Source organism: Sulfurimonas hongkongensis (assembly GCF_000445475.1).
Taxonomy (GTDB): Bacteria; Campylobacterota; Campylobacteria; order Campylobacterales; family Sulfurimonadaceae; genus Sulfurimonas; species Sulfurimonas hongkongensis.
In genome coordinates this window covers 23,763-39,321 of record NZ_AUPZ01000004.1, presented here as the reverse complement: position 1 = coordinate 39,321, position 15,559 = coordinate 23,763, and the positions used below count along the sequence as shown (strand labels likewise).

The 15,559-nt window shown below is 35.3% G+C and carries 19 protein-coding genes; 9 read left to right on the top strand and 10 right to left on the bottom strand.

Going from position 1 to position 15,559, the window contains the following annotated elements; translation table 11 throughout:
* Nucleotides 1-22 precede the first annotated feature (22 nt).
* The 5 genes from hisD to M947_RS14995 are packed head-to-tail and all read right to left on the bottom strand — an operon-like array spanning nucleotide 23 to nucleotide 4,024.
* Nucleotides 23-1,315 carry a histidinol dehydrogenase gene (gene hisD / locus M947_RS15015; RefSeq protein WP_021286877.1) on the bottom strand — a complete coding sequence of 431 codons (1,293 nt, stop codon included), beginning with the start codon at nucleotides 1,313-1,315 and terminating at the stop codon, nucleotides 23-25.
* Between the two features lies 1 nt (nucleotide 1,316).
* On the bottom strand, nucleotides 1,317-1,742 hold the full coding sequence (locus M947_RS15010; protein WP_021286876.1) for a DUF255 domain-containing protein: 426 nt from the start codon (nucleotides 1,740-1,742) through the stop codon (nucleotides 1,317-1,319).
* Nucleotides 1,735-2,259: a shikimate kinase gene (locus tag M947_RS15005; RefSeq protein WP_021286875.1), complete on the bottom strand. Its 525-nt coding sequence runs from the start codon at nucleotides 2,257-2,259 to the stop codon at nucleotides 1,735-1,737. Before M947_RS15005 ends, M947_RS15010 begins: the two co-directional genes overlap by 8 nt.
* A 38-nt stretch (nucleotides 2,260-2,297) precedes the next feature.
* Nucleotides 2,298-3,578, bottom strand: a complete 1,281-nt coding sequence (locus M947_RS15000; protein ID WP_021286874.1) for a hypothetical protein — start codon at nucleotides 3,576-3,578, stop codon at nucleotides 2,298-2,300.
* A gap of 5 nt (nucleotides 3,579-3,583) precedes the next feature.
* Nucleotides 3,584-4,024 carry a hemerythrin domain-containing protein gene (locus M947_RS14995; protein ID WP_021286873.1) on the bottom strand — a complete coding sequence of 147 codons (441 nt, stop codon included), beginning with the start codon at nucleotides 4,022-4,024 and terminating at the stop codon, nucleotides 3,584-3,586.
* A gap of 147 nt (nucleotides 4,025-4,171) precedes the next feature.
* Here M947_RS14995 and M947_RS14990 point away from each other — a divergent pair, with 147 nt between their 5' ends.
* The 7 genes from M947_RS14990 to crcB all read left to right on the top strand — a co-directional run bounded on the left by M947_RS14990 (nucleotide 4,172) and on the right by crcB (nucleotide 9,376).
* A complete protein-coding gene (locus M947_RS14990) occupies nucleotides 4,172-5,491 on the top strand; it encodes a S41 family peptidase (RefSeq protein WP_021286872.1) in 1,320 nt (439 codons plus the stop codon).
* Between the two features lie 8 nt (nucleotides 5,492-5,499).
* Nucleotides 5,500-6,213, top strand: a complete 714-nt coding sequence (purC, locus tag M947_RS14985; protein WP_021286871.1) for a phosphoribosylaminoimidazolesuccinocarboxamide synthase — start codon at nucleotides 5,500-5,502, stop codon at nucleotides 6,211-6,213.
* A gap of 109 nt (nucleotides 6,214-6,322) precedes the next feature.
* A complete protein-coding gene (gene purS, locus M947_RS14980; protein ID WP_031347851.1) occupies nucleotides 6,323-6,562 on the top strand; it encodes a phosphoribosylformylglycinamidine synthase subunit PurS in 240 nt (79 codons plus the stop codon).
* Nucleotides 6,562-7,239: a phosphoribosylformylglycinamidine synthase subunit PurQ gene (purQ, locus tag M947_RS14975; protein ID WP_021286869.1), complete on the top strand. Its 678-nt coding sequence runs from the start codon at nucleotides 6,562-6,564 to the stop codon at nucleotides 7,237-7,239. The genes purS and purQ overlap by 1 nt, the downstream gene beginning before the upstream one ends.
* On the top strand, nucleotides 7,236-8,339 hold the full coding sequence (locus M947_RS14970) for a hypothetical protein (RefSeq protein WP_021286868.1): 1,104 nt from the start codon (nucleotides 7,236-7,238) through the stop codon (nucleotides 8,337-8,339). Before purQ ends, M947_RS14970 begins: the two co-directional genes overlap by 4 nt.
* A complete protein-coding gene (locus M947_RS14965) occupies nucleotides 8,317-9,015 on the top strand; it encodes a lysophospholipid acyltransferase family protein (RefSeq protein WP_021286867.1) in 699 nt (232 codons plus the stop codon). Before M947_RS14970 ends, M947_RS14965 begins: the two co-directional genes overlap by 23 nt.
* Entirely contained in the window at nucleotides 8,984-9,376 is a 393-nt protein-coding gene (crcB, locus tag M947_RS14960; RefSeq protein ID WP_031347849.1) for a fluoride efflux transporter CrcB, read from the top strand. The genes M947_RS14965 and crcB overlap by 32 nt, the downstream gene beginning before the upstream one ends.
* On the opposite strand, the gene M947_RS14955 is transcribed toward crcB, so the two are convergent.
* Together M947_RS14955 and M947_RS14950 are read right to left on the bottom strand one after the other, a co-directional pair.
* Nucleotides 9,373-9,942, bottom strand: a complete 570-nt coding sequence (locus M947_RS14955) for an ATP-binding cassette domain-containing protein (RefSeq protein WP_021286865.1) — start codon at nucleotides 9,940-9,942, stop codon at nucleotides 9,373-9,375. The two genes, crcB and M947_RS14955, sit on opposite strands and share 4 nt — an antisense overlap.
* Before the next feature lie 3 nt (nucleotides 9,943-9,945).
* Nucleotides 9,946-10,638: a dUTP diphosphatase gene (locus M947_RS14950; RefSeq protein WP_031347848.1), complete on the bottom strand. Its 693-nt coding sequence runs from the start codon at nucleotides 10,636-10,638 to the stop codon at nucleotides 9,946-9,948.
* Nucleotides 10,639-10,875: 237 nt separating this feature from the next.
* Between M947_RS14950 and M947_RS14945 the strand changes: the two genes are divergently transcribed.
* On the top strand, nucleotides 10,876-11,049 hold the full coding sequence (locus M947_RS14945; RefSeq protein ID WP_021286863.1) for a hypothetical protein: 174 nt from the start codon (nucleotides 10,876-10,878) through the stop codon (nucleotides 11,047-11,049).
* Here M947_RS14945 and M947_RS14940 read toward each other — a convergent pair.
* Genes M947_RS14940 through ovoA form a run of 3 tightly spaced genes read right to left on the bottom strand, consistent with a single transcriptional unit; the run spans nucleotide 11,030 to nucleotide 14,728 of the window.
* A complete protein-coding gene (locus M947_RS14940; RefSeq protein WP_021286862.1) occupies nucleotides 11,030-11,440 on the bottom strand; it encodes a pyridoxamine 5'-phosphate oxidase family protein in 411 nt (136 codons plus the stop codon). The genes M947_RS14945 and M947_RS14940 overlap by 20 nt on opposite strands.
* Nucleotides 11,433-12,617 (bottom strand): PatB family C-S lyase, encoded by a 1,185-nt coding sequence (locus tag M947_RS14935; RefSeq protein ID WP_021286861.1) that lies wholly within the window; start codon nucleotides 12,615-12,617, stop codon nucleotides 11,433-11,435. The genes M947_RS14940 and M947_RS14935 overlap by 8 nt, the downstream gene beginning before the upstream one ends.
* Nucleotides 12,614-14,728: a 5-histidylcysteine sulfoxide synthase gene (gene ovoA / locus M947_RS14930; protein WP_021286860.1), complete on the bottom strand. Its 2,115-nt coding sequence runs from the start codon at nucleotides 14,726-14,728 to the stop codon at nucleotides 12,614-12,616. The genes M947_RS14935 and ovoA overlap by 4 nt, the downstream gene beginning before the upstream one ends.
* Before the next feature lie 32 nt (nucleotides 14,729-14,760).
* On the opposite strand from ovoA, the gene pgeF reads away from it, so the two are divergent.
* Nucleotides 14,761-15,513, top strand: coding sequence for a peptidoglycan editing factor PgeF (pgeF, locus tag M947_RS14925; protein WP_031347847.1), 753 nt, complete (start codon nucleotides 14,761-14,763; stop codon nucleotides 15,511-15,513).
* Nucleotides 15,514-15,559: the final 46 nt, after the last annotated feature.

The following is a 15,559-nucleotide window of genomic DNA, read 5'->3' as shown; positions in this document are numbered from 1 at the left end:
TTTAAAAAAATAAAGTCAATATCTACTTATTTAGTCTAACTCTCACAGATTGCTCATGCGCAGTCAATCCTTCTGTGCTTGCTATGAGTGCACACTCTTCGCCTATTTTGTTGATGGCATTTTTAGAAAAAGAGATTATAGAGGTCTTTTTCATAAAGTTCTCAACTCCAAGAGGGGAGAAAAACTTAGCAGTTCCACCTGTTGGCAAAGTGTGGTTTGGACCAGCTACATAGTCTCCAATAGCCTCAGGTGTGTTATGACCTAAAAATATCGCTCCAGCGTGTTTTATATAAGCTAGATATTCAAAAGCATTATCAGTTGCAACTTCTAGATGCTCAGGAGCGATTTCATTCATTAGTTCTATAGCCTCATCCATATCTACTGTTACTATAATAGCACCCCTCTCTTCTATGGACTTTCTTGCAATCTCTTCTCTTGAGAGTTTTTTAAGCCATACTTCTATCTCTATCTTTACTGCATCTGCTAGTGCTTGTGATGGAGTTATTAGTATAGAGCTTGCCATCTCATCATGTTCAGCTTGAGAGAGCATATCTACTGCTAAATGACTAGGATTTGCACTATCATCTGCTAAGATTCCTATCTCGCTAGGTCCTGCTATCATATCTATGTTTACATCACCAAAAACCATCTTTTTTGCAGTAGCTACAAAGATGTTTCCAGGACCTGTTATAACATCAACCTTTGGGATACTCTGTGTTCCATAAGCCATAGCAGCGATGGCACTTGCACCGCCAACCTTGTAAACTTCGCTAACACCACAAAGATGACAAGCAGCTAGTAAAAGCTCGTTTGGTTCGTTATTTGGGGTTGGAGTAGTTACAATTATGTTTTGTACACCCGCAACTTGAGCTGGTATAACATTCATCAAAAGCGAAGATGGGTATGCAGCTTTACCACCTGGGATATAGAGTCCTGCACTATCAACTGGAGTTACTTTTTGACCTAAAATTGTTCCATTTGATTCTGTATCAAACCACGACTTTGGTTTTTGTTTCTCATGATACGCTTTTATTCTGTCGTATGCTAGATGGAGTGAGTCCCTAAGTTTTACATCTAGGTTGTCATAAGCTTTACTCATTGACTCAGTTGAGATTTTTAACTCTTCATCACTCTTTGGAGTCCAGTTATCAAACTTTTCTATATGCTTCTTTAGAGCCTCATTTTTATCAAGTTTAATTTCATTTATAATGCTAGTAACTATTAGACTAACTTCTGCAATGTCCATCTTCCCTCTTTGCAAAAGTTCATCAAAACTTTTAGCAAAACCGCTATCTCTTGTATCTGTAAAAATCATCTTATTTTCCCGCTTTTATATACTCATCAAACTGTTTTTTTACAACACCTAACGCTTTTAGAAAATTATCCGCATCTATTGCACCCATGATAGGTTGATACATTGGTTCACCACTTGGGAGTAAAAACCAGATAGCTGGGGTTCCTGGTTGCCAAAGCTCTTTTGGCATATAATCATTCTCGTCACTATACGAAATTATAGATATAAAGTCTCTGTTTAATTCTTTTATAACCCTCTCATCTTTTAGAGTTGTCTCATCTAAGATAACACAAAACTTGCAAGTATGTCTTGAAGATATAAACAAAACTGGCTTTACAAACCTCGTTGCCTCTTTTATCCCAGTATCATAATCTTTTGCCCATTTTATCTCTGATGCCATCAAAGAAGTAGCAAAAAGAAGTGTTAAGTATAGTACTATTTTACGCATGTGTTTTTACCTTTTTTAGAAGTTCTTTTGAGCACTCTAGGGCACTCTTTTTTGTTACATCTATAACTATATCTGCAACTTTTAAATACTCAGGGCGACGCTCATCATAAAGCTCTTGTGCCTTTTTAAGATCTTTTAGAAGTGGTCGTTTTTTTAGTTTTTTTAAAGCATTTGGATGGTGTTTGATTCGCTTTATTATTTTCTCAAATGGAGAGTCCAGCAGAACAACTGTTCCTATCTTTTTTAGGTTTTCTTGTTTGTAAAAACCTCCACCCGTTGAGATAAGAGTGTTTTTTACACTACTCTCCAGCCACGCAGCTACATTTCGTTCAAGCTTTCTAAAGTACGCTTCGCCATCTTGTGCAAAGATATCTTTGATTTTTCTGTTTTGCATACTCTCTATTATATCATCTGTATCAATGGTTATATAGTCAGAGTGTTTTATAACCTCACGGGCCACACTGCCCTTTCCTACTCCCATAAACCCTATCAAAACTATATTTTTATTCTTTAGCATCTACTTGGCCCTTACATCTACCGTCATACTTTTAGATATCATGCAAAAGCACTCATATCAAAATCTGGTTTAGTTTTTTTAACTCTTTTATATATCAAAACTGCTGTGATGATATTGTATTGCAAGATTACCATACTAATGATAAAAGCCATAGCAAATAGACTCAAATATGCATCTGTATAGTAAGAGAGTATAAAACCTAAAAGAGATGCTACAAAAAGAGAGAACTGTATCATCGCCAACTTTTTGTCTATCATCTCATTCATTGTTGGGATGCTCATATAGCCCATCGCATTTAGATGAAACCAGATTAAAAAAGGAACTATCTTATATAACATTCCTATCATAATAGAGAGTATAAAACCACCGATTAAGATTGAGGACACAACTATATGCTCACTTAAGTAAAACTCATCTACTATCCAAAAAAGTGAGCCAAAAGCTAAAAAAATGGTTGAAGTTTTATAGTACAGAAGTGTAATATCACTAATTTTTCTCTTTCTGTTTTTTATTTTTTGCAGAAAAATAACTGCAAATGAAGCAAAAAACAGAACTATCCAGAGCTTTGCAACTACTGAGTAACTTTGGAAAAAAAGACTCGTTATCATCCATAAAATAAGCGAGAGAGATATAAACAGAACCACTCTTTTTTGGTAGAAATCTTTAAACTTTGGTGCTACATAAAACATAGGCAAGACTTGAAATGTTACACCAACTATCAAGATTCCCCCAAAACCAAATATAGCCAAAACGCTATGAGTGTTTGCAACTATATTTCTATAAATTGCTACATCTATATCTATGTAGCTAAAGAGCAAAAAAACTCCCATCAACACACTCAAAAAAGCAAAAATAAGACTAACACTCATCCCTGCAACTGTTGGAGTAAAGTTTTTTACCTTTTTTATAGCCATTAAAGTTACAACTATCATAGCTAAAAATCCAGATGCAAGTAAAACAATAGCTAGACTATTTAGTAAAGCCAGCTCAAATTTTAAGCCCATAAGCATAAAAAGAGTACCAAAAACCAAGGCTAGATGCGAGGCTTTTGTAATGAGATCAACTCTATACATCTTTACTCCAGCTAAGACTGGGAGCATCTGAGTTAATGAACCCAACATGACAAAACTCATAAAACCTATAGTTATCGCATGTGTTATAACTATAGCATCTACGCTATATCTGCTTTGCAAAAGACTTGCATCACTTAGGAGTATCAAAACTCCAGCGAGTATGGCAAAGAGTGGAGCTGTAAGATAGAACCTAAGCGGTGCTGAGATCGGAGGGGCTTGCTCCAGCGAGAGACCGTTAAACTGCACTTTTTTTACTCAACAATCATAGACTCCATCATATCAACTACTCTAGGTGCTTCAGCACTTAAATGTTGCTGTGCCATCGTATATAGCATCTGCTCCTCTTTCATATTGTGTTGCTGCATTAGTATCATCAGAGTCTCTGAGAGTCCAAAAAATTTATCTTTGTCTTGTGCTTCAAGAGCTTCACCCATCTGCTTTATAAGGCTTCTCATCTGTGCGTGTTCATGTCTCATCATCGCAGTCGGACCCTCAGTCATCCCTGTTTTTGCTTCAAACTCTACAAACATAACTCTCTCTTCCATCTGAAAGTGTCTCTCTGTAGCTTTTGCAAACTCTTCATAACTCTCTTTTGCATCACTTAAAGATTTACCTGCACTATCTTCCATCTTTGCAAACAGCTCATCACATCTGCTGTGATCTTGTGATAAATACTCTTTGATTGAACTCATTTCGTTTTCCTTTTTTGTAACAATATACGCTTTAGAATTTTTGTATTATATAAAAAAAACCTGAATATTTTCTCTCACAAATCAATAATTTGTTATTTAAACATCTTTTTACTATAATGTCCATCTTTAAAAACAATAGGGAATCATATGAGCAACAAAAAATATATAACATTAGGTTTTGCCACTGTAGCAGTAGCTTTAACCATACTGTTTTCTGCAAATCTTTTTGCAAAAAACACAGAGAGTACAAAAAAAGAAGCTTCAAGACTTGAAGCTCTTGCAAAGTTTACAAAAGTCATAAGCATAGTTGAGAAGTACAATGTAGACGCTGTAACCATCGAAGATCTTATGGATAAAGCGCTCCAAGGCATGATGACAAACCTTGATGCACACTCAAACTTTTTAACACAAAAAGATTACAAAAAGCTTAAAGTTCAAACAGATGGAGAGTTTGGAGGTCTAGGTATTACAGTAGGTGTCAGAGATGGAGCTTTAACTGTAATAGCACCTATTGAGGGTACTCCAGCTGATAAGGCTGGTGTAAAACCTGGCGATATTATCTTAAAAATCAATGACGAATCAACTCTAAGCATGACAATAGACGAGGCAGTTTCGCGCATGAGAGGAAAAGTTGGTGAGCCTATTGAGATTACCATTGTTAGAAAGGGAGAAGCTAAACCACTTACTATTAAGATTGTAAGAGGCATTATTACCATTGAGTCAGTCTATACAAAGACTATAGGCGATGATATTTTATATGTTCGAGTTACAAGTTTTGATAAAAAAGTTGTTGAAGATATCTCTAAAGCTATAAACAAAAAAAAGGCAATGACAAAGGGTATTATCTTAGATTTAAGAAACAATCCTGGTGGTTTGCTTGACCAAGCTGTTGGCTTAGTTGATTTGTTCGTAGACAAAGGTGACATTGTATCTCAAAAGGGTCGCAAATCCTCAGATGACCAAGTATATAGCGCTAAGAGCTCAAACACTATAACAGATGTTCCCGTAGTGGTTGTTGTAAATGGTGGAAGTGCCTCTGCTTCAGAGATAGTTAGTGGTGCCCTGCAAGACCACAAAAGAGCCATCGTAGTTGGAGAAAATACTTTTGGAAAAGGAAGTGTACAAGTTGTTCTTCCTATCACAAAAGAGGAGGCTATTAAACTCACTATTGCAAGATACTATCTTCCAAGTGGAAGAACTATTCAAGCACTAGGCGTTAAGCCAGATATTGAAGTCTTTCCTGGTAAAGTTCAACAAGATGAGAATGGCTTTTCTATAAAAGAAGCAGATCTTAAAAAGCATCTCGAAGAAGAACTTATAAAAGCTGATACAAAAGTCTCTTCTGAGAAAAAAGCAAAAGAAAATGGTAATAAAAAAGATATAATTTCAAAAGAACAACTATATAAAGATATTCAACTAAAAGAGAGTGTTGATATTATAAGAGCACTCATCATAGTAAAAGGATAAACAAACAGATGCAAAAAAGAGAATTACTCTATGAAGGTAAGGCTAAAAGACTTTATTTAACAGATAATAAAGACTTAGTAATATCAGAGTTTAAAGATGATTTGACAGCATTTAATGGCGAAAAAAAGTCAAGTGAAGTCGGAAAAGGTGCACTTAACAACAAGATTTCAACTGAGCTCTTTAAACTACTAGAGGAAAATGGTATTCAAACTCACTTTGTAGAGATGCTAGATGACAACCATATGCTTCATAAAAAGGTTGATGTTATTTTGATTGAAGTCATCGTTCGCAATATTGCAACTGGTAGTTTAACTAGAAATCTTGGCATAGAAGATGGTACACTTCTTCCATTTACTTTAGTGGAGTTTGATTATAAAAATGATGATCTTGGTGATCCAAAACTAAACGATCAACACGCCCTTATCTTAGGTTTAGTTGAGTATCAAGATGAACTAGACAAACTTCGTAGAATGGCAAGACAAGTAAATGACATACTTCGTCCTTACTTCTTTGAAAAAGGTTTAAACTTAGTGGACTTTAAACTAGAGTTTGGAAAAGATAGTAGTGGAAATATCATCTTAGTTGACGAAATTTCCCCTGATAATTGCCGTTTTTGGGATGTAGAGAGTGGAGAGAAGATGGATAAAGATAGATTTCGTCAAGGTCTAGGCGGACTAGCAGTAGCTTATGAGCAGGTTCTAAACAGAATTCTCTCAAAATAGAACTAGTGCTATGAACATCTTGGCAAAGAAAACCAAACATTAGCGTATGTGGGAAAACTACTTTTCCCACCGTAAAAATTAAATAGAATTTTAGGAAAATAACACAATGATAAAAGCAATAGTAAATATATCTTTAAAAGCAGGCGTATTAGACTCTCAAGGAAAAGCAGTACATCACGCACTAGAATCACTTCACTTTAACGCAGTAAAAGATGTTCGTGTTGGAAAACAGATAGTTTTACAACTTGATTGTGATGATAAGAAGAAAGCTTTAGCTGATGTTACTAAGATGTGCGAAGACCTTTTAGCTAACACAGTTATTGAAGACTATGATATAGAGTTAGTATAATGACAAAGGTAACAATTTTACAGTTTCCTGGAACAAATTGCGAGTATGATACACAGTACGCATTTGAGAGACTTGGAGCAAAAACTGAGATACTTTGGCACAAAGCAGATAAAGTTCCACAGGATACTGACCTCTTAGTAATAGCTGGCGGCTTTTCTTATGGAGATTATCTAAGAAGTGGAGCTATTGCTAGATTTTCTCCAGTTATGAGGGCAGTTGAAGCTTACGCAAAAGCTGGTGGAAAAGTTCTTGGTATCTGCAATGGTTTTCAAGTTTTAACTGAGGCTAGACTTCTTCCCGGTGCGCTAAAAAGAAATGAACAACTACACTTTTTATCAAAGCATCATCATCTAAAAGTAATAAACAATGATAATGATTTTTTAAAAAAACTAAATGTTGGCGATGTTGTAAATATCCCTATAGCTCATCATGATGGAAACTATTTTATAGATGCAGTTGGACTAAAGGAGCTAGAAGAGAACAACCAGATACTCCTTAGGTACACAGATGCAAAGGGAAATATACAAAACCCTAATGGTAGTGTTGAATCAATAGCTGGTATCTGTAACAAGCAACAAAATGTTTTTGGTCTTATGCCTCATCCTGAGAGAGCTATGGAGACAATCCTAGGAAGCGATGATGGCGTAGCCATGCTTCAAGGATTTTTAAAAGCGTGATTCGCCTAATCTTTTTAGGGTTGTTCTTTTTAACAACTCTAAGTGCAAATGAAGTCAACGCAATCCAGGATAACAACATATCTCTAGATGCCTCTTTGCCAAAAGTTTTATATCTTAACTTTAAATCAACTCCTCATAGAGTTATAAAAGGTGAGATTTTTCCCATAACTATAAAGACTCTCTCAACTGTTAAAGATTTCTCAAATATCACTTATGAACTCTTAAATTATAATGGCTTAAAACTTCTAAATGAACTTCCTTACAGAGAAGAGGACTCTAGATATTTTTATGACACTTTTTACTTTCTTACAACAGATAGTGATGCAAAGATACCTGACTTTAAAGCAACTCTAAATGGTTTTGATAATACTATTTACAGAGATACTATACTTAATGGTTTTAAACTAAATGTAGTCACGCTAAACCCTAAAAAATACTTTGCAAATATAGTAGCAAATAGTTTTGAACTTTTAGAGTTTAAGACAACTGCCTATGATGATGATCATAATATTGTAGTCTTTGTAGCCACCGCTACAAACTGCGATATAGCCTCGTTTGAGTTAAAAGATGCTTACAAACAAGGAATTGAGTCAATAACAGAGTCTCACTTTAATTCTAAGTTAGTTTACTACGCAGTTATAAAAAAAGATATAGAAAACCTCTCTTTTTCTTACTTCAATCTTTTACAAAACAATTTTGTCCGCCTAAATATTCCCATCATAGTAGATGATGATAGTGTGACAACACAAACCGATTTAAAACCAAAAGATCAATCTCACGATAGAGTAAAAATGCTTCTTGCATCGGCAATAGCTTTGATCGCTTTTTTGCTTATTTTATGGAGAAAAAAATATATCTACTTAGTTTTTATACTGATTCCTCTAACTTATGTTATATATATAGCCATTCCCTCAAAAGAAGTTTGTATAAAGGTAGGCTCTAAGATATATCTACTCCCAGTTCACAATGGGACTATTTTTGAAAAAACTAACACTGTTTACCACTTACAAAAAGAGGGGAGTGTAAAAGATTTTGTAAAAGTAAAACTTAAAAATGAAAAGATAGGTTGGGTTAAAAATGAAGATATTTGCAAAGATTAGTTGGCTTTTTGCAACTATTATTATTATGTCTTCTCTAGCGCTGATGATAATTTTTTACTATCTAGCCCCTAGGCCTTATGCTAGAAAAATATCTGCTTGGCTCATTAGGCTTGGTACCTTTTTTACAGTTGAAATTCAGGGAAAAGAGGACAAAGATGCACAGATGTTTTTGATTAACCATCAGAGTGATTTAGACATCTGTATCATGGAGACGATAACGAGTAAAGACTTAGCTTGGGTAGCAAAAAAAGAGCTATTTGAGATACCATTTTTTGGTTTAGCACTAAAACTGCCAGAGGATATTGCAGTAACAAGAGAGAGCAAAACTTCTTTACTAAAACTACTAAAAGATGCCAAAGATAGGATAGATAAAAAAAGAGTCATAACAATGTTTCCAGAAGGAACTCGCTCTACAAAATCAAAGATGCTTCCTTTTAAGTCTGGTGCTAAGATGCTAGCAGACAAGTATAAGCTTCGCGTTCAACCTGTAGTTATTATGCAGAGTGCAAAGTATTATAATGTAAAAGAGTTTTACTACAAACCTGGTCGCATCAAAGCTATATACTTAGACTCTTTTATAGCAAACAAGCAAGATAAGGATTGGCTAAATAATTTAAGAACTAAGATGCAAAAAGTATATGATGATGAGCTATCAAACAATCCTAGCCATAGGTAGTGGTGGTTTTATTGGTGCAATCCTCAGGGTTTACCTTAATGGTTTAATCTCAAACAAACTTCCTCATGACCTTCCATTTGGTACTCTTGGAGTAAACCTTATTGGAAGTTTTATAATGGGGCTTTTAGTAGCTTACTTTATGTACACTACACTATTTTCTCTACATACAAAATCATTTCTCTCCACGGGGATTTTAGGAGCCTTAACAACATACTCAACATTTGCTATAGAGAGTTTTTTTCTCCTAGAGGGTGGGCATATCATCTTAGCTTTAGTAAATATCTCACTAAACGCTTTTGGAACTATTTTTATGGCTGGTTGTGGTTTTTATATAACTAAATACTTTTTAGCACAGTCTTAGATCTCTATAATCTCATCCCCACACCATTTTGCAAGCTCTAAGTCATGAGTGATAAGAAGCATTCCCTTCTCATCTAGTGAGTCAAGCAGCATCTTCATAACTTCAAGTTGTATAACATTGTCAAGTGCAGATGTAGGTTCATCTAGTAGTAAGATCTCACTTTTCATAAGCATAGCTCTTAAAATTGAGGCTCGTTGTAGTTGCCCGCCTGAAAGCTCATGTGGGAGTTTTAAAAGTAGTTCATAGTCTAGGTTTAGTTTACTCAGATATGCTTTAAGGTTATCAACAGATGCTACATCTTTTATTTGATTTATTAAGCTATAACTTGGATGAAAAGAACTATATGGATCTTGAAAAACCTCAGACGCTCTCCTGCGCTCAATACTTCCATTAAGAGGTTTTAAGTTTCCTAAAATCAGCTCAAAGAGAGTACTCTTTCCAGCTCCACTAGCTCCAACTATAACTTTTATCTCACCTTTTTTTAAACTAAAAGACAAATCATCAAAAAGCAAAAAGTCTTTTTTGTATCCAAAAGAGAGATTTTTAACTTCTAAAAGAGTGCTCAAGTATCAGCTCTTAGTCATTGAGAAGTATAATTTTGTAAGCTCATTATAGAGTGAATCTGGTGTTATATCAGCATTGTCTTCCCAGATTCGCTTCATGATAACATTGTCCTCTTCTCCTGCCCAAACTTTAACGTAAGTGCCCTCTTTATAGCCGTGGTCTTGGCGAAATTGATTTAAGATATTTTTACCAACATAAAGCCTATAAAGCGTCTCTAAATCAAGCCCACTAAAGACAACCAAGTCAAAAAAATCTGCTAAGAGAGCCTCAAGTTCAAGCTCTTCTTGGCTTAAAACCTTACGCATTATATCTTCAACTTTTAGTATAATCTTTTTTTGCGATGCAAAGTCATCATTTTTTATATCTATTTTAGAAAAACTCTCTAGATTGGATATATTGATGGCCAGCTCGTCTATGCCACCTCTTAGAGTTTTACTGTAATTCTCTATAGCTAAACTCATCACAAAGTGCCATACATCGACAACCTCTATCTGCAAATTTGCCCAATCAGGTTCTTGCTTAATGTTCTTCCAATGTTTCCATGAAAAACTATCAATCATCTCCGCGCACTCCATATAGATGCAACGCCTCCAGTTTATCTCTTTAGCATCTTTTGTCAGACCCTTAACCCAATCTTCTCCATTAGTAGCATCATTTAACTGTGATTGAAGTTGTAGCATTAATAATATTTTGTCCAAATTATTTTCCTTAATTTTATTTCATAAATTTAAGGGAACCTTTTCCCCTATTACTATCTATCATGCTCTGCGTGGGAGTTGATATATATGCTATAACTCAGATATATATGAGTTCCAACGCAGAGCATTGGAACTAGGGAAAACTCAACACTTACACTCTATTTTCTAATAATCCTAAAATAAGTTGTTTATTTTACCTAATATGCTAATATTCCATACTTAAACAAAGAAAGATAGATGAAAAAGATAAACTGTAGAAAATGTAAGTTTTATTATGTTACTTGGGAAAAAAAACAACCTCATGGATGTAGGGCTTATGGTTTTAAATCTGCTCAAATTCCCTCTATTGTTGTTTTTCAAAGTAGTGGAACTGATTGCTCACTATTTGAGCTTAAGGCTCCTTCCAAATAATCTTCTTACCAAAACCTAACCTATTGTCAGTTAGTTTAAAATATTTAACTTCAATCTTGTAAAGCTTTGCTCTCATTGCAAGTGCATATGGAAATCTCTTAAAGTAGAGTTTTTTTAGTTTCTCATCTCCAAGAGTTCTAAAGACTCCTCTAAACTGCAGACCTTGTATCTTACCTACTTCTTTTGTCTCTAAAAGAATATTTCCAGCAACATTTTGGTTTTTTTTGATATGTTTTATATGTGTGGTATCCTCGCTACTTGCTACTACAAATGTTAGTCCATCATAGATATAAAAGAGACTACAAACACTAAGCTCATCGCCATCAGAGGTAGCTAAACTTAGAGCATGATGCTTACTTATAAAAGACTCTATTTTTTCTAAATCACTCATGATTAAACTTTGACAAAGCCCCATCAAGTCTTTTGACAATCTCTTGCATCTCATCACGACTCACTCCAAAGTTTAGCCTCATAAAGCCGCTTCCCTCTTTTGAAAAACTAAGCCCAGTATTAAGCCCTAACTTTGCATCTTTAATAAAAAAATCTTTTATGCCTCTGTTGCTAAGCCCTAAGCCTTTACAATCAAGCCATGCAAGATAAGTTGCTTCTATGGGTGTGACCTTTATAGTATTGTTATGTTTTTTACAAACCTCTACAAGTAGCTCATAGTTGCTCCAAAGATGAACTTTTAACTCCTCTAGCCACTCTCTGCCCTCTCTATAAGCAGCTTCAAAAGCTGTATGAGACAAAACACTTCCTTGTGCAAAATGAACTTTCTTATAGCTTTGTAAAAATCTCTCTCTTAAAGCCTTACCTCCTATAGCTATACTACTTATAGCAAACCCAGCCATATTAAAAGTTTTTCCAACTCCTATAGCTGTTATTGTTATATCTCTTGCCTTTTGACTTAGAGATGCAAAGGGGATGTGTTTATTTGGTGCATAGACTAAGTCTGAGTGAATTTCATCACTAAAGACTACGATGTTGTGTTCTAAGCATAGTTCTAAAATCTCTTCTAACTCCTCTCGTCTCCAAACTCTACCAACAGGATTATGAGGTGAGCAAAGAAGCAAAAGTTTAGTCTTTTCATCTATCTTTTCTTTTAAATCTTCTATATCAAAAACATAACTTCCATCACTGGCTTGCTTTAGAGGATTGTTTAAAATTTCTCTTTTTTGTTCTCTAACACTGCTTAAAAAGGGAGGATAGATTGGAGTTTGTACTATAACTTTATCGCCAACTTCACTAAAAGCATCTATTGCCAAATCCATAGATGCAACGACTGAGTGAGAGTAGAGCAAATCCTCTAACTCATAAGAGATGCCATGCTCTCGTTTCATCCACTCTATTTGAGCTTCAAAAGCACTCTCTGGCATCATCTGATAGCCGATGATAGGATGTTCTAGTCTCTCTTTTACAGCATCTAAAACAAACTCTGGCGTATTGATGTTCATATCAGCAACCCAAGCAGGAAGCACATCCTTTGTACCAAAAAGTTCCTCTCTTAGAACATACTTCTCAGCTTTAGAGTCTTCTCTACTTGCGTGTGTTTTAAAGTTGTATTTCACTTCTTCTTCCAGATGCTACATTGTGAGATAGTGTGTTGAAATTTTCTTGCTGTCTCTTTTATCACAAACTCTATATCTCTAAGGTGTACAAGATCAAAATGCTCACTGAGTATCTCTTTTAAACTATCTAGAGTTCTAACTTCATTACCACTTGCATCTACAAAACCACCAAGCCACATCTCTTTTTGAGTAGAACTCTCTTGCCAAGTATATGGAGAGGTTATCATCAAGATGCCATCACTGTTTAGTCTCTCGTGAATAGTTTCTAAAAATAGTTTAGGGTTGTAGAGTCTATCTATTAGGTTTGTTGCCATCACTAAGTCGTATGAGCTTAGATTTGGCTTGAGGTTACATGCATCTCCTTGCCAAAAAGAGACTTTATGAGCAATATCTTCATAACCCAACTCTTGTATGGTTACTTTTTTATTTTGTACTAAATCGCCCTCTAGTTTAGATGCAAAGGCTATATATCCTCTCTCTTTTAACCTCACTCCTACTTGAATAAAACGGGCTGAGAAGTCCACACCCTCAACCTCATCAAAATCCTTTGCAAGCTCAAAACTAGCCCTTGTAGTCGCACACCCTAAGTCTAGTGCTTTTGTTTTGTTAGTACTAAACTCTACTGCTATCTTTGCACACTCTTTTGCAAAGTTTTTAACTCCAAAATAAGTATCTCCATACTGAAATTCACAATACTGTGAGACTAATTCATCGCTCTCATAAATATCTGATTTGCTCTCATTTTGATTGTTTGAGATAACATATCTAAAACCTGCATTTTGAGGGAAATGCTTTCTAAAGGCATAGCGAGAGTGTTTCATTATAAGATTTCCACTACTAGCCCATGATGAACCGAGTATGAGTGCATGTTTTTCATCAAATGTTGGAACTGTAAAGTCATCATAAGCCTCATGAACTTCAAAGCCATCAAATGGCCTCATTGGTGTTCTACTCCACTGCCAAACATTTCCCACCACATCGTAGATAGATTCGCCACTATTTGTGTGAAAGCCAAACTCATTTACAGGACAAGAACTAGCATAATGATAAAAGTTAAGATTTGCCCTACTTTGATGAAATGCTGGCAGATCCTCTATATTTGTTTGTTCATAAATGGCTCTATACTCAGCCTCACTAGGAAGTACACAAGAGACTCCATCTTTTTTACTCTTGTATCTACAAAACGCCTCAGCCTCTAACGCATTTACATCAACTGGCCAATCAAGTGGCATATCTATAACTTCGCACAGAGCTCTGTATCTATAAACCCTATCTTCATAGACCCAAAAAACAGGATATTTTGCCTTTGAGCTTTTTAGATACTCTAGCCCCTCTTCATCCCAAAACTCCTCATTTTCATAACCGCCATCTTGCACAAATTCCATAAACTCTGCGTTACTTACAAGATACTTTGAAGCCTTAAACTTACCAACTTCTTCTTCATAAACTCCATATTCATTATCCCAGCCATAAAGATTATGAGTTGTGCTTTTGCCTAGTTTTATATGAGTGCTATCTATCTTTATCATCTCATTTTTTGGGGCTTGTGAGCTATGCGAGCAGATATTAAACTCTTCTACACACTTAACAAACTCTAGCGGCATCTGACGGTGAAGCACGAGTGAAGTCTCTATATGAATCCTCTCATGCTCAATGCCCATAAGAATTACCCACATAGGTGAGTCTTGTTTGATGGGAAGTTCAAGCTCAAGATTCATAATAAGCTTACTAACTATCTCTTTTACCTTTGCTCTATACTCTCTTACCTCATCAACTTTTGGCCATGCATAGTTTTTAGCATTAACATCATCCCATGCCATCTCATCAACGCCTACTGCAAAGATGGACTCAAAGTTTGCATCTACTCTTTTATCTATTATCTTCATAAGTATTAGTTTGTTTATGAAAAAAGTAGCGGTGTGTCCGAAATAAAATATCATTGGATGTCTTGAGGGTTCTGACTTTTTATAAAAGACTTCATCACTCATAAGAGTCTCAAAAACTTTCTCAAAAAGAGTATAAGTGTTGTTAAAGTATTCTACTATTTCTTGTCGTTTTTTCTCTATACTTTCTCCATCAAGTGTAGGAGGATATATGCTAGTATTATTCAATTTACGCCCTTTTGTTTTGCTATAATTATTATATGAAAATTCATCAAAGCCCAAGATTAAAGAACCAAGCAAAACTCATTCATGCGTTTTCCTCAAGAGATGGCGGTGTGAGTCTAGCTCCATTTAACTCACTAAATCTAGCCTTTCATGTAGGCGACAACGAAAAATCAGTTTTAAAAAACCATAACATCTTAGCCACTCTCCTAAACTACAAAACACAAACGCTTGTTCATATGAAACAGATTCACTCTAATTTAGTCCATATTGTAGATGCAGGAGATAATTTTTTAAATCCTCCAACTTGTGATGCACTCATAACTGACAAAACAAATATCCCTCTTATGGTTATGGTAGCAGACTGTAACCCTCTGCTTTTTTATGATAAATCAAGAAGAGTTATAGCCGTGGCTCACGCAGGAAGGGAGGGTGCATTTGGAAATATTGTAAAAAATGTAGTTGAGAGTTTTGAACACAATTTTGGCTCAGATGCAAGGGATATTTTTGTAACTATAGGAGCAAGCATAGGTGTTTGTTGTTATAAAATTGGGCTTGAGATTAAGACAAAAGCAGAGGAATTAGGGCTCGGATTTGCAATAGAGCAAAGAGATGGAGCTATTTTTTTAGATGTTCGCAAGATTTTAAAGTCCCAACTCTTAGCGTCTGGCATAAAAGAGCAAAATATCGAGATAAGCAAGGAGTGTAGTTGTTGTAAGAACACCAAATACTTCTCCTATAGAGCCTCTAAGATAACTGGAAGATTTGCTGGTGTTTTAATGATGCGTTAAAGCTAGAATATCTCCACTAACTCCATGCGAGGCTGAAGCCTCACTT

Bases quoted from the DNA above. Each gene is read 5' to 3' on its own strand.
- hisD (WP_021286877.1), bottom strand. From the start codon at position 1,315: ATGATTTTTACAGATACAAGAGATAGCGGTTTTGCTAAAAGTTTTGAT.
- M947_RS14940 (WP_021286862.1), bottom strand. From the start codon at position 11,440: ATGAGTGATTTAGAAAAAATAGAGTCTTTTATAAGTAAGCATCATGCT.
- crcB (WP_031347849.1), top strand. From the start codon at position 8,984: ATGAGCTATCAAACAATCCTAGCCATAGGTAGTGGTGGTTTTATTGGT.
- purQ (WP_021286869.1), top strand. From the start codon at position 6,562: ATGACAAAGGTAACAATTTTACAGTTTCCTGGAACAAATTGCGAGTAT.
- M947_RS14945 (WP_021286863.1), top strand. From the start codon at position 10,876: ATGAAAAAGATAAACTGTAGAAAATGTAAGTTTTATTATGTTACTTGG.
- M947_RS15010 (WP_021286876.1), bottom strand. From the start codon at position 1,742: ATGCGTAAAATAGTACTATACTTAACACTTCTTTTTGCTACTTCTTTG.
- pgeF (WP_031347847.1), top strand. From the start codon at position 14,761: ATGAAAATTCATCAAAGCCCAAGATTAAAGAACCAAGCAAAACTCATT.
- M947_RS14965 (WP_021286867.1), top strand. From the start codon at position 8,317: ATGAAGATATTTGCAAAGATTAGTTGGCTTTTTGCAACTATTATTATT.
- M947_RS14990 (WP_021286872.1), top strand. From the start codon at position 4,172: ATGAGCAACAAAAAATATATAACATTAGGTTTTGCCACTGTAGCAGTA.
- purC (WP_021286871.1), top strand. From the start codon at position 5,500: ATGCAAAAAAGAGAATTACTCTATGAAGGTAAGGCTAAAAGACTTTAT.
- M947_RS14995 (WP_021286873.1), bottom strand. From the start codon at position 4,024: ATGAGTTCAATCAAAGAGTATTTATCACAAGATCACAGCAGATGTGAT.
- M947_RS15005 (WP_021286875.1), bottom strand. From the start codon at position 2,259: ATGCTAAAGAATAAAAATATAGTTTTGATAGGGTTTATGGGAGTAGGA.